11 protein-coding genes and 1 pseudogene are annotated in these 12,527 nt (G+C 59.5%); 10 read left to right on the top strand and 2 right to left on the bottom strand.

Annotated elements, in window-relative coordinates; genetic code table 11:
- Nucleotide 1: 1 nt before the first annotated feature.
- Both BLQ99_RS13290 and BLQ99_RS13285 read right to left on the bottom strand, forming a co-directional pair.
- Complete coding sequence (locus tag BLQ99_RS13290; protein WP_093691769.1) at nt 2-1,243, bottom strand: hydrogenase small subunit; 1,242 nt, start codon at nt 1,241-1,243, stop codon at nt 2-4.
- Nucleotides 1,237-1,761 carry a hypothetical protein gene (locus tag BLQ99_RS13285; RefSeq protein WP_093691767.1) on the bottom strand — a complete coding sequence of 175 codons (525 nt, stop codon included), beginning with the start codon at nt 1,759-1,761 and terminating at the stop codon, nt 1,237-1,239. Before BLQ99_RS13285 ends, BLQ99_RS13290 begins: the two co-directional genes overlap by 7 nt.
- 146 nt (nt 1,762-1,907) lie before the next feature.
- On the opposite strand from BLQ99_RS13285, the gene BLQ99_RS13280 reads away from it, so the two are divergent.
- The 10 genes and pseudogenes from BLQ99_RS13280 to BLQ99_RS13235 all read left to right on the top strand — a co-directional run.
- Nucleotides 1,908-2,969 carry a M48 family metallopeptidase gene (locus BLQ99_RS13280; RefSeq protein WP_093691765.1) on the top strand — a complete coding sequence of 354 codons (1,062 nt, stop codon included), beginning with the start codon at nt 1,908-1,910 and terminating at the stop codon, nt 2,967-2,969.
- 104 nt (nt 2,970-3,073) lie between these two features.
- The gene (locus BLQ99_RS13275) at nt 3,074-4,987 is read left to right on the top strand and encodes a sigma 54-interacting transcriptional regulator (protein ID WP_171904688.1); all 1,914 of its coding nucleotides are present in this window, start codon (nt 3,074-3,076) and stop codon (nt 4,985-4,987) included.
- A 217-nt stretch (nt 4,988-5,204) separates the two neighbouring features.
- On the top strand, nt 5,205-5,951 hold the full coding sequence (locus BLQ99_RS13270) for a 4Fe-4S dicluster domain-containing protein (RefSeq protein WP_093691819.1): 747 nt from the start codon (nt 5,205-5,207) through the stop codon (nt 5,949-5,951).
- Nucleotides 5,948-6,589 carry a hypothetical protein gene (locus tag BLQ99_RS13265; RefSeq protein WP_093691763.1) on the top strand — a complete coding sequence of 214 codons (642 nt, stop codon included), beginning with the start codon at nt 5,948-5,950 and terminating at the stop codon, nt 6,587-6,589. The genes BLQ99_RS13270 and BLQ99_RS13265 overlap by 4 nt, the downstream gene beginning before the upstream one ends.
- 33 nt (nt 6,590-6,622) lie before the next feature.
- Entirely contained in the window at nt 6,623-7,177 is a 555-nt protein-coding gene (locus BLQ99_RS13260) for a 4Fe-4S dicluster domain-containing protein (protein ID WP_093691761.1), read from the top strand.
- A gap of 3 nt (nt 7,178-7,180) precedes the next feature.
- Complete coding sequence (locus BLQ99_RS13255; protein WP_093691759.1) at nt 7,181-8,632, top strand: anaerobic carbon-monoxide dehydrogenase catalytic subunit; 1,452 nt, start codon at nt 7,181-7,183, stop codon at nt 8,630-8,632.
- An 18-nt stretch (nt 8,633-8,650) separates the two neighbouring features.
- Nucleotides 8,651-9,862, top strand: coding sequence for an NAD(P)/FAD-dependent oxidoreductase (locus BLQ99_RS13250; protein ID WP_171904687.1), 1,212 nt, complete (start codon nt 8,651-8,653; stop codon nt 9,860-9,862).
- Nucleotides 9,863-9,896: 34 nt separating this feature from the next.
- Nucleotides 9,897-10,883: a zinc-dependent alcohol dehydrogenase gene (locus tag BLQ99_RS13245; protein ID WP_093691755.1), complete on the top strand. Its 987-nt coding sequence runs from the start codon at nt 9,897-9,899 to the stop codon at nt 10,881-10,883.
- Nucleotides 10,884-10,916: 33 nt separating this feature from the next.
- Nucleotides 10,917-12,185, top strand: coding sequence for an SLC13 family permease (locus BLQ99_RS13240; RefSeq protein ID WP_093691753.1), 1,269 nt, complete (start codon nt 10,917-10,919; stop codon nt 12,183-12,185).
- 122 nt (nt 12,186-12,307) lie between these two features.
- Nucleotides 12,308-12,527: pseudogene (locus tag BLQ99_RS13235) on the top strand (ISLre2 family transposase); the annotation flags it as partial.

Raw genomic sequence — 12,527 nt, 5'->3', positions numbered from 1 at the left:
GCTACCGTTCCTTTCCGTCTTTGTTTTCGGTGCGCCAGAAATCGGCCAGGCGGCGGAAGAACGATTTGCGGCGCCTGGCCGCGCGGTAGCTTTCCAATTTTTTGGTTTCGGCCATGAGCGCGTTTTGCTGGCGAATGAGGTCGTCCAGTTCCTGCTTAACCTGTTCCAGGTTCTCCGGCGGCGTGGGGTCGCTCGGCTTGGTGCCCTCAACGAAATGCTTGTGGATGCGGCGGGCGAAAATGCTGGCCGCCAAATGGGTGCCCACCGCGCCCGCGCCCAGGGCAGCCACGGCGGCGCCGGTTTTGACGGCGCTGACGGTCACCGCCGGCGTGCGGATATCGGGCAGGTAGTTGTAAAAGGGCATTAAGCCGTCAGGGAAATGGGGACTGGCGCAGCCGATGCACGGCGTGCCGGCTTTGACCGGCCAGTTGACATAATGGTTCCACTGGCGCAGCGGACAGTCGGCATGGGTGACCGGGCCCTTGCAGCCTACTTTGTAGAGGCAACCGTCATCGCCGGGAAAGGCGGCGAAAATGCCGTCTTCGAACTGCTGCCGCCGCTGGCACAGCTCGTGGATGGTTTTGCCGAAAAACATCTTGGGCCGGTTATAAGCGTCCAGCTGGGGCATACCGTATAGTAGCAGGTGGGTCAAAGTGCCGGTTATCCAGTCGGGGTGGGCTGGGCAGCCCGGGATATTGATGACGGTCTGGCCGACTACTTCCCACACCCCCTTGGCCCCGCCCGGATTGGGATGGGCGGCGGAGGGGCCGCCAAAACAGGCGCAATCGCCTACGGCAATAATATATTTAGCCTTGGGGGCGATTGCGCGCACGGCCGTCAGACCGGTGACGATGTTGCCCTGCCTGTCCGTAAACAGCATGTCAAACTTGCCGTCCGCCGCCGTCATGACCGCGCCTTCCACGATAAGCCAAAAGTTTCCTGCTTCGCGTTCCACCGTATTGTACAAAAGGTCAATGACCTGCGTCCCCTGGGCGGCGTTGAGCAGCCAGTGGTAGCGGAGGTCAATCATATCGAACAGCAGCTGGTACAAGGTGGGATTAACGGCGTTATCCAGCGAAATGGAGTTGCCGGTGCAGCCGCCCAGCTCCAGCCAGACGACCGGTGGCTTGGCTGACGGCTTTGCGGCATAAACTTCCTGCACCAGGGGGTAGAGCTGTTCGGTCAGAGTAAGGGAAAGGGCAGCGCTGCTGCATAATTTGAGAAACGCGCGGCGCGTCAGCATGACTTTTGCCTCCGACGCGGTTTGGGCGCGGCGTTCAGCCAGGCGAAGAGGGCAGCGTAGAGGGTATAGCCTAAAAGCCCGAGCAGCAGCCAGGTATAGCCGGCAAAAGTTAGGTAGCGGCCGATTGGCAGCTGGCCAATGGCCTGCAGCCAGTCACCGGCGGCCAGGACCAGGCCGCCGGTGACAAGAAAGAGTGACAGCACGCGCTTCATACGTTCGCTCACGTCCAGTTTGCCGGCCAGCCAGAGCGGGACGGCGGTCATGGCGCCGGCCGCCGCCAGATGCACCGGGATACGGGCATGGTAGTACGCGGCCTGGGCGAACCCGGCGTAGTCACGGGCAAAGGCGCTAGCCATCGTAAGGTCGCCTTTGGTTGCCATATTGAGCGCCATGTCCAGGTTGTATAAAAGCGCTAAATGCTGTTCTTGCCGGAGAAAAACATCATAATAAACGCTGTAAGCCGTGCTCAGCAGAAAGAGCAGCAGGCCGCCGGCCGCCAGGATGCGCTGACTGGTCATGTTATGTCTTCCTTTCCCCAAGAAAATCCCAAGTATAAAGTGTCCACATTTGTCATCTTTATACACCAAGTGGAACAGAGCGGCAACGGCGGCAGGATTTGCTATGGCTGAAGGCGAAGTTATCCCCAAGCGGAGGAGGGAAAGGAATGTTTCTCCTGAAACGGAAAATTGTCGGCTTTGTCCTCATGCTGGTTTTGGCGTTTGGCCTGGCGGGTCCGGCGCCGGCCGAAGCGGCGCTCATCAGCACCAAAGAGGAAATATCGATTGGCCGCGACGTGGCCAAAGAGTTAGAAAAGAAATACGGTCTGGCCGATGACCCGGCCTTACAGGAGCGCATTGCCCAGATTGGCGCCCGCCTGGTCGCGGTGTGTGACCGCAAGGAACTGCCTTATACCTTTAAGGTGCTTAATTCCAAGGAAGTCAATGCCCTGGCCCTGCCGGGCGGGTTTATTTACGTGTTTAAGGGCCTGGTTGACTATATGCCGTCCGATGACGAACTGGCCGGTGTCCTGGGCCATGAATTGGGGCATGTCGTTAAACGGCACAGTGTGCGCCAGATGGAAAAGAGTCTGGCCGTAAGCCTGATTTTTGGCGCCATTTTGGGCGACCGGGCGGCGGTTTTGCAGAACCTGGCCTACAACGCCATCATGGCCGGCTATAGCCGCGATGATGAGCGGGAGGCCGATTATCTCGGCTACCTATACAGCACGCGGGCGGGCTACAGCCCCTACAGCATGATTATGGGCATGCAGAAGCTGGCTGATTTGGAGAAGAAACCCAGTTACGGCATCTTTTCTTCCCACCCTGAGCCGGAAGCGCGGCTGGGGCGCCTGCAAGCGTACATAAAAAAAGATAATATCCGGCCCCAGGTCATCGTCACCGACAAAGGCGCCCAGGTCGTGGACGGCGCCTGGCAGTTGCCGGCTTTTCTCAGCTCCTATAATAACTACAAACCGGTGTACCGCGCCTACTTTACCGCCGGCGCCCTCTATCAGGTGGCCCGGCGTTATCCTGAGTTGTCTGGTGACTACTTCTACTTGACCAGTGACGATACCAATATGACGGTTTACTATGACGAGATGGCCATTACCACCCTTACGCCGGCCGATGCGGCTAGCCACGGCCAGGACCTGGCCGCCTTTGCCGAGGACTATGTGCTTAAGCTGCGGGAATGGGCCGAGCGGCGCCGTACGGCCGCGACGGATTAAGCCCCGGCCTGCCGCGCTGCCCGGCTACGGCGGGCAATCCCGATGGTCATTTGCGGTGCGAAAAAAGCCCCTGCGGGGGCTTTTTTCTAAGCGGAGGGGAGAGCGTGGGCAAGATAACGGTTATAATACCATATCCCCAAATGCGGGCGGTTGTGGAGCAGACGTTTCAGGAACAGAATGATCCGGGCTGGGAGCTTGATATTATTTTCGCCACCGGGGTACGGGGGATTGCCCGGCGGCGGGATATCAGCACCGACGTTGTCGTGGCCCGCGGGGTGACGGCCGCTGCTTTAAAGCGGCTGATGGGCGATACGCCGGTGGTGGATATGCCGGTGAGCGGCTACGACATCCTGCGGGCCGTCAAAGCCTGCCAACAACGCTTTGCCGCGACCAGAATCGCTATCGTTGGTTCTAAGGACATGATCTACGGGGCCAAAAGCATCGAAGACATTATGGACATTAAACTGGCGGTGGTCGAGGTCCGGGAAGAGGATGACGCCGAACAGAGCATCCGCGACCTTAAAACCAGCGGGGTCGATATCGTCATCGGCGGGGTAATGTCGACGCAGATTGCCGAACGCCTGGGCCTTAAAACCGTGTTTATCGAAACCGGCCGGGAAGCGATCTATCATGCCCTGCGGGAAGCGAAACGGGTCGCGCGCGTGCGGCGCCAGGAGCAGGAGCGCAGCGAACAATTCCGCGCCATTCTCGACTACTCGACCGAGGGCATTATTACGGTGGATGCCGCCGGCGCCATTAATTTGGTGAATGCCGCCGCCATGAAAATAACCGGCCTGCCCGGGGAGGCGGTCGGCCGGCCGGTTGACAAGTTGTTGCCCCAGTTGGGCCTGAGCCGGGTGCTGGCATCCGGCCGGGCCGAACTCGGTGAGATCGAAACAGTGAACGGACAGCAGCTGGCCGTCAACCGGGTACCCATCATCATCGGAAACCAGACGGTCGGGGCAGTGGCGACTTTTCAGCCGGTAGCCGATATTCAGGCCTTGGAGGGGAAAATCAGGCAGAAAATCTATAAACGCGGCCTTGTCGCCCGGTTGACGTTTGACGATATCCTGGGCGACAGTCCGGCCATCCGCCGGACAATCGCCACCGCCCGCGAGTTCAGCAAGGTAAACTCCAATGTTTTAATCACCGGCGAAACAGGAACGGGCAAGGAGATTTTCGCCCAGAGCATTCATAACGCCAGCAGCCGCCGCAAGGGGCCGTTCGTAGCCGTCAACTGCGCCGCTTTGCCGGAAAACCTGCTGGAAAGCGAACTGTTCGGCTACGCCGAAGGGGCATTTACCGGCGCGGCGCGCGGCGGCAAGATGGGCTTGTTTGAACTGGCCCACGGCGGCACGATTTTTCTCGATGAAATCTCGGAAATCTCCCCCAAACTGCAGGGACGGCTGCTCAGGGTCCTGCAGGAACGGGAGATTATGCGCCTTGGCGACGACCGGGTCATTCCGGTCGATGTCCGCATTATTGCCGCGACTAACCGCGACCTGTACCAAATGATGCAGGCCGGTCTGTTCCGCCAGGACCTTTACTACCGGGTGGACGTGTTGAAACTGGTCCTTCCGCCGCTTAGGGAGCGGCAGGAGGATATTATCCCTCTCATGCGGCATTTCCTCAGGCTATATTGTCTGCGGTCCAACCGGCCGGTCAAGGAAATCGACCCTGACGCCCAGGTTATGCTCTGCCGGTATCACTGGCCGGGCAATGTACGGGAGTTGCGCAATATTGCCGAGCGGCTGGCGGTCTTGGCCAGCGGTCCGGTTATCGGGGCGCGCGACATTGCGGCTGTCCTTACCGGGGAGACAGGCAGGAGAAAGGCGATAAACGAGACGGCCGGGCCGGCCGCGGCGCTTGCCGGAGCCAATGATGTCGACCTTAACCGGGCCATCCTGCTGAAAGCGCTGGAAGAAGCGGACTACCATTACGGCCGGGCCGCGGCCAGGCTCGGCATCAGTCGGACGACACTGTGGCGGCGTCTCAAGCAATACCAGGTAGGGGAATAGCTATTTGAAACAATTGAAACAAATGAAATAATAGGGTGGGCCCTGGTGCGTCCCTCGGCCACCGCCCGGGAAAGTGAACAAATTAACAATAATTGCAAATACAGGCACGGTGGCCTGTATTTTTTTCTTTTTAAAAAATTACAAATATTGGCACGAAATTTGCTTTTGTAGTGAAACGGTAAAAATTCCATACATGCGAGGAAAGGAGACGCAAGCGGTGAAGGTCGATGGGACAAAGTGTTTGGGTTGCGGACGCTGCCGGGCGTACTGCACGATGGGGGCGATCCGCTTTACCCGCGACGACCGCGGCCGGGTGGTGGCCGAGGTTGACCAGCACGAATGCGTAGACTGCGGCGTGTGTTTCCGCGCCCAAGTCTGCCCGGGCGATGCACTCTATGAGCCGGTGCCGCAGTGGCCCCGGTCGGTGCGCGGCACGTTCAGCAATCCCCTGGTGGAACATAAGGAGACCCGGATCCCCGGGCGGGGGACCGAAGAAATGAAAACCAACGATGTTACCGGCCGCTTTAAGTGGGGCGAGGCCGGCATGGCCGTGGAAATGGGCCGGCCGGGCACGGGAGCGCGTTTTACCGACATTGAAAAAGTGGCCATGGCCATTGCGGCCCTGGGCGACATCACGTTTGAGCCGAAAAACCCCCTTACCGGCCTGATGGTGGATAAGAAGACCGGCAAAATGCATCCGGAAGTAATGGACGAAAAGGTGCTGTCGGCCATTATCGAAATGACGGTGCCGCTGGCCCGCGTGCCGGAGGTCATTGACGCTGTCCGGAGGGTTACTAAGGAGATCAATACCGTGTGCAGTTTCGACCTGACCTGCAAGGTCCACCCCGGCGACACGCTGCCGGCCTTTGAGCTGGCGCAAGCGGCCGGCGTGCAGCCCACGCCCAACGGCAAGACCAACGTGGGGCTGGGCAGGCCCCTGTTTGTGGAGGAGGTGCGGCAATGAGCCATACATTGCACCGGCGCGGCACACCTGACAGCCTGCAAAACGATTATGTCATTTTTGCCATGTCGGCCAAAGGGATCAACGAAGCGGGGTCCCATGCCAAACTGCAGCGCTTTCTCGAGATTATCCGCCAGTTCAACCCGGTGAACCTTGGCGACATGAAAACCGGCAATTCCTTTATCACTTCCCCGGAAACCATCATCGGCAATACCAAGGACACCTCCATTGTCCATGGCGTGTTTGACAACCGGGAGGCGCTGATTAAGGCTCTCAAGGCGGTCAAGGACGCCGACCTGGGCGTGTCGGTCATCATTTCCGGGCTGCTCGACGACGTGCACGAATGCTGCCGCCAGGCAGGCGTCGACCGCCATACCTGCGAGACGTCGCTTGGTATCTGGGGTAAGACCGAACGGCTGCCCGACGAGGATATCCTGCGCTTTACGACGATGTGCGGCCACGGGATGGTTGCGTTCAGTCTGGTAAAGAAAATGATCGAGGATATCAAGGCCGGCCGGCGTACCGTCCGGGAAGCGGCCGAAGAACTGGCCAAACCGTGTCAGTGCGGCGTGTTTAACCCGAGCCGGGCCGCTGCCATGCTTGAAGAAATTTTATGCCTGTGGGGGGTTAGGATTGCCTAACCGGCCGACAGGCGGTAAAGGACGGTGGATGGTATGAAACGGATATGGGTTGACCGTGATAAATGTCTGGGTTGCAAAACCTGTGAACTGCAATGCGCCGTGGAACGGAATTCAGTCGCCAAAACACTGGTCGGGGCCGTCCGGGAAAATCCCAAACCGGTAGCGCGGGTAGGAGTATCCGGGCCGACCGGGGCCAGTTTCCCGCTCCAGTGCCGGCACTGCCAGGACGCGGCCTGCCTGAAGGCCTGCCCGTCGGGCGCGATGCGGCGAAATGACGAGTGGCAAACGGTTTATGTTGATCAGTCCCAATGCCGGGGCTGCTGGATGTGCGTCATGGTCTGCCCGTTCGGGGCGGTGACGCCGCTGCCTGCGTACAAGGTAGCCCATAAGTGCGACGCCTGCGTGGAGATGGAGGAGCCGGCCTGTGTGGCCGCTTGTCCCACCGGCGCGCTTTATTACAGGGATGAGGCGGCGTATGAGAAAGCGCTGGCGGCCAGGCGCGGCCGCATTGCCGTCTTTGTTAAACAAGCGCCAGGCGTGGGCCGGACGAATGTTGTCAGCCTAGATTTCGTGCGGGAGGATGAGTAGACGATGAAACAAGTGCGCAAGAAATCAGCCGATGCGGCGGTTAACCAAATGATTATGAAAGCGTACCGCAGTCAGACTGAGCTTACCTGGGACCGGGCCGAAGCCATGCAGCCCCTATGCGGGTTCGGCCGACTGAGTATCTGCTGCGGCGACTGCTATGACGGCCCGTGCCGCGTTAATCCCTTTGCCCAGGCCGAGCAGCGCACCATCTGCGGCCGGGACCAAACAGCACTGGCGGCCGGCTATTTTCTCCGGAAAGTGACCGACGGCGCCGCCGGTCTCGTGCAATTGGCCGCCGAATTTGGCGCTTCGGTTAGCCAGGATATGTGGGAAGCGGTAGTGAGCCCTGGCGATGACATGCTGGCGTCCGCTGACGGCGGGGAGCGGCTGGCGGCGGCCGGGCGGGCCGCCGTCCAAGCGCTCGCGGCAATCGCCGAAGTGAAGGAGCGCATGTGCGGTCAGGCAGCACCGGGGGTCACCGGGGCCGGTCTGGGAACGCTCAAAGCTGAGATGCCCAACATTGTCCTGCACGGGCATATTGCGCCCCAAGTGGTTGAGTTACTCGTTCAGGCGGCAGAACGCTCTGGGACGGTCAACATAGTTGCCATGTGCGGCAATGAATTGAGCGGCCCCCGTTATTTGCCGGCCCTGACCAATTACCAGTCCCAGGAAACGCCGCTGTTGACCGGCGCCGTTGACCTGCTGGTTGTTGGTGCTCAGTGCGTCATGCCGGCGGCAGTGTCCCTCGCCAAGCGGCTGAATGTGCCGGTGGTCAAGGCCAGGGATGTCCGGGACGACCAGGCTGCCGCGCAACTTGTCGCCATGGCGCAAGAAGCCTTCCGTTGCCGCAATGGCAGAAAGACATACATTCCCGCAGCGTCCGCCGCCGTCCAGGCGGGCTATACGGCAAAAAGCAGCGCGGCGGTAGCGGCCAACCTGGTAAAAGGCTATGGCCAAGGGATTGTCCGCGGGGCTATCTATCTCGGCGGCTGCGGTCAGTTAGCCGCTACCCAGGATGCGGCGATTGTCCGGTTGGCGCAAGACCTGCTCGCCGACGGTTACCTGCTTGTCACCGCCGGCTGCGCCGGTGTGGCCCTGGCCAAAGCCGGGCTGTGCCGTCCGGATGCCGCTGAAGGCGAGGCGCTGCGCCAGGTACTGCCGCCCGGTGTCCCGGCGGTACTTACGGTTGGTTCCTGTCATGATGCCGGTGAATTTTTGCGCCTGGCCGGGGTGCTGCAAGCGAGCGGCCTTCCGGTAACTGCCGTTATGCCAGAGGTTACCCATGGCAAAGTTTTGGCTACGGCCGTCGGTTTTGCCGGCCAAGGCATTGTTACCTTCCTCGGCCTGGGCGAAGCGATGGAGGTCAGCGGCCTTCACGGAGAGGAGCGGCTGCTGCCGCTTGCCGATTTGCGGCAACTGCCGCAGGCGTTGGCCGAAGTTGCCGCCGCCAAATAACGACCGGAGGCGATGGGGATGTATGTCATAATTGGTCAGGGGGCGGCCGGGACGGCGGCCGCCAATACCCTGCGGCAGCTGGACGGGAAAAAGGCGATAACGGTAATAACCAAGGAAACCGATTATTTTTACAGCCGCGTCGATTTGCCCGACATTATCGCCGGGTATTACCCGCCGTCGGCAGCGATGCTGCAGACCAAAGAACGGTTTGCCGAACTGGGAATATCCTGCCGGATGGGCGAGATGGTCACGGCGATTATTCCGGAAAAGAAGACCGTCCGGTTGGCCGGCGGCGAATGTCTGGAATATGAGAAACTGTTGGTGGCGACAGGATCGGTGCCCGTCCTGCCGCCCATCACCGGCCTTGAGGCTAAGGGGGTGTATACCCTCTGGACGATGACCCAGGCAGGAGCCATCATCCGGGCCGCCGCCGGGGCGCGCACAGCCGTGGTCATCGGCGCCGGCCTGATCGGCGTCAAGACGGCCCTGGCCCTTGCGGCGCGGGGGCTGGCCGTCACCCTTGTCGAAAAGCTGCCGCGCGTTTTGCCCCGCCAGGTGGACGCGGCCGCCGGCGCAATCGTGGCCCGCCGCATCGCGGAAAAGGGCGTTGCAGTCATGACCGGGGCGGTAGTGGAAGGCATCGCCACTGAGGACGGCGCCATTGTCGGGGTAAAAGTTTCCGGCCAGATGCTGGCCTGTGACCTGGCGGTGGTGGCGGTCGGCGTCCGGCCTGAGGCCGAGTTGGCCAGGCAGGCCGGACTGGAAGTGCGCCGCGGTATCGTCGTCGACCGCTTTCTCCAGACGTCACGGCCTGACATCTATGCTGCCGGCGATGTCGCCGAAGCGCCGGATTTCTCCGGGGGATATTCCGTCCCGGCCCGCTGGCCGGTGGCGGTCGAGCAGGGGCAAGTTGCCGCCAGCAACATGGCCGGCAGGAAGGCGGCTTATCTGCCGGTCCCAGCGATGAACGCGGTGGAAGTAGCGGGTCTGCCGCTTATTTCGGTCGGCGACGTCGAAGGCGAGCCCGGCGACGACATTCTCGTTTCCGCACAGGGTGATAATTACAAAAAGTTGGTTATCCGCGACAAAATCGTCTGCGGCGTGTTGTGCATCGGCGACATCCGCCAGGCAGGGGTGCTCGGCGGGCTGGTTATCCGCCAGGCAGAGGTTAGGGCAGCCGGGCGGCTGTTGGCGCCGGAATTTGGTTTTGCCGACTTGCTTGCTATGTAAATATATGTAAATAAACGGGAGAGGAAGGATAGTTATGGCTGTTATCACCAAGGCGGCCGTACTACGGGGGCCCTACGACATCGACCTTATCGAACGGGAACTGGTCTGCGGCGAAGATGAAGTGATCGTAAAAAACCATCTGGTAGGCATCTGCGGCTCGGACAAGAGCTTCTACCGGGGCCAGCTGCCGCCCAAGACGGCTGAGTTCCGCCAGGAACCGAAATTCCCCTTTTACCTGGGGCATGAGAGCGGCGGCACGGTGGTCGAGGTCGGGGCCAGGGTGAGCGATTTGCAGGTAGGCGACAAAGTCATGTGCTTCGGCTGGAATAACAATTTTGCCGAGTATTTTGTGGCCAAAGCATGGCAGCTCCAGCCGGTGCCGGAAGGGCTGGACATGGACCTGGCCAGCCTGGGCGAACCCATCGCCTGCGCCATGTACTCCGGGCTGAATTCAGGGGTGCAGCTGGGGGATGTGGTGGTCGTGCTCGGCGCCGGCTTCGCCGGTCAGATCATCGCCCAGTGCGCCAAGAAAAAAGGCGCCGCCCAAGTGGTGGTCGCCGACGTGCTGGACGGTAAGCTGGACTTGGCCAAACGGCTGGGAGCCGATGTTACGATCAATCTGAAACGCGATGACGCCCGGGAGATTGTCATGGCGCTGACCAACGGTCAGGGCGCCGACGTAGTGGTGGAAGCGGCCGGGACCGAGAGCTCGTTTAACCTTGCTTCGGACATTATCCGGCATAACGGCAAGTTTGTTTTCTACAGCTGGGTGACGCAACCGGTACGGCTCAATATCAGCCGCTGGCATGACGACGGCCTCGAGTTTATCAATACCTGTCTGGTCCATCATACCTGGCATGAGCGCTATGTCTGGACGCCGGCGGCGCTGCGCCCGGTCGTGCAGGGACTGGTGGACATTAAACCGCTTATCACGCACGAGTTCCGCCTGGATGACATCAAAGCGGCGTTCGACCTGGCCGACAAGGATGATGCCGCCATTAAAATCGTCCTTAGACCATAGCGGCGCCAGCCGGAGAAGGAGGCAATTTAGAGCATGTTGTCACTACCGGTAATTTCCCTTATTGCCCTGTTGATTGCCATCTTGATCAGCTGTATTTCCACTCTTAATATTGGTACCATGTCGATTGGCTTTTCGCTGATTGTCGGCCACTATATCGGCGGCATCAAGGTCAGCGAAATTTTAAAAGGCTATCCTACTAACCTGTTGATTATGCTGGCCGGTACCACTTTTTTGTTTTCCATCGCCCAAAATAACGGCACCCTGAACAAGATCGCCAAATATGTCATCAAGGCCGTGCGGGGCAATGTTGCGCTACTACCCATCGTCTTGTTCTTCGTTGCCGTTATTCTCGCGGCCATGGGCCCGGGCCCGACGGTAACGGCGGCCCTGATGGCGCCGACGGTGATGCTTCTGGCTAGCGAGCTGGGGATAAACCCGCTGCTCATGGCCGTTGTGGTGGGTAACGGCGGCCATGCCGGCGGCATGTCGCCCATTGCTGTCGGCGGCGTCATTGCCGCGGGCGTGACGAGCAAAATGGGCTTGGACGTGGCTGGCATCCTGTGGCTCAACAACGTGATCGGTCACTTTATCGCCACCATCATAGCTTACGTCGTCTTTGGCGGGCTCAAGCTGTGGCGCGTAAAAGACCAGGGCCAGCGGATGGCGCTGGCCAATATTGAAATCGAGCCCTTTACCCGGGACCAGTGGCTGACCATGGCCGGTATCGCCGGCTATATCCTCGCCGTCTGCTTCTTCAATGCCGATATTGGCATGACCGCCTTTTTGATCGGCAGCATCCTCACCATCCTGCGCGTGGTTGACGAAGAAAAGGCAATCAAACAAATGCCGTGGGGCGCCATTTTGATGGTCACCGGTGTCACCGTGCTGGTAAATCTGATGAGCCAAGTCGGCGGCATGGACCTTTTCGCCGGCCTCATCGCCCAAATATCGACCCCGGCCACGGTTAACATTGTGGCCGGCATTATCGCGGGAATTATCTCGGCCTACGCCAGTACCACCGGGGTGGTTTTACCCGCCTTCCTGCCGCTGGCGCCTGTATTGCTGCAGAAAATCGGCGCACCGCCCCAGGATTTGATTCCCCTGCTTTCCACCATCGTTACCTGCGGCTTCCTGGTGGATATGAGCCCTCTTTCCACCAGCGGCGCCATTTACCTGGCCAATGCCACGGAAAAAGACAACAAGGCCAAGCTGTTCCGCAACATGCTCATCTGGGGCCTGTCCATGTCCGTGGTCGGCGCTATCATCTGCTGGCTGGCCTTCTACGTCCTGAGAATACCATAACGGGTCTACCATAGGTTAGTGTAAAATTACTGTAGGATTTTTGAGGAAGAAAAAAGAAGAAGACATCACCATCCTTCGACGGGATGAGTAATCCAAAAAGATTACCCAGGGGTGATGTCTTCATGACAGTATTTATTCGATATATCAAAGAGGTTATCCTTTCGAAGTTGGAAGAAGACGAGAAAGAATTTGAGCGTTTATTGTATGAGATGGATTTTCAGAAATTTGAGCGGCTGTTACAAAATAAACTACATGACGTAGGGCGCACGATCGTCAAGGCGGTTTTAGAAAAAATGGACCAGCTGATCAAACAAGATAAGACGCTTCGTCCTGGCTGGGTAG

The sequence above is a fragment of the Sporolituus thermophilus DSM 23256 genome (assembly GCF_900102435.1).
In the GTDB taxonomy this organism is placed as follows: domain Bacteria; phylum Bacillota; class Negativicutes; order Sporomusales; family Thermosinaceae; genus Thermosinus; species Thermosinus thermophilus.
This window is presented reverse-complemented; position numbering and strand designations above follow the sequence as displayed.

What these genes read in the sequence shown, in the direction of transcription:
- BLQ99_RS13290 (WP_093691769.1), bottom strand. Translation starts at nt 1,243, where the DNA reads ATGCTGACGCGCCGCGCGTTTCTCAAATTATGCAGCAGCGCTGCCCTT.
- BLQ99_RS13285 (WP_093691767.1), bottom strand. Translation starts at nt 1,761, where the DNA reads ATGACCAGTCAGCGCATCCTGGCGGCCGGCGGCCTGCTGCTCTTTCTG.
- BLQ99_RS13280 (WP_093691765.1), top strand. Translation starts at nt 1,908, where the DNA reads ATGTTTCTCCTGAAACGGAAAATTGTCGGCTTTGTCCTCATGCTGGTT.
- BLQ99_RS13265 (WP_093691763.1), top strand. Translation starts at nt 5,948, where the DNA reads ATGAGCCATACATTGCACCGGCGCGGCACACCTGACAGCCTGCAAAAC.
- BLQ99_RS13260 (WP_093691761.1), top strand. Translation starts at nt 6,623, where the DNA reads ATGAAACGGATATGGGTTGACCGTGATAAATGTCTGGGTTGCAAAACC.
- BLQ99_RS13255 (WP_093691759.1), top strand. Translation starts at nt 7,181, where the DNA reads ATGAAACAAGTGCGCAAGAAATCAGCCGATGCGGCGGTTAACCAAATG.
- BLQ99_RS13250 (WP_171904687.1), top strand. Translation starts at nt 8,651, where the DNA reads ATGTATGTCATAATTGGTCAGGGGGCGGCCGGGACGGCGGCCGCCAAT.
- BLQ99_RS13245 (WP_093691755.1), top strand. Translation starts at nt 9,897, where the DNA reads ATGGCTGTTATCACCAAGGCGGCCGTACTACGGGGGCCCTACGACATC.
- BLQ99_RS13240 (WP_093691753.1), top strand. Translation starts at nt 10,917, where the DNA reads ATGTTGTCACTACCGGTAATTTCCCTTATTGCCCTGTTGATTGCCATC.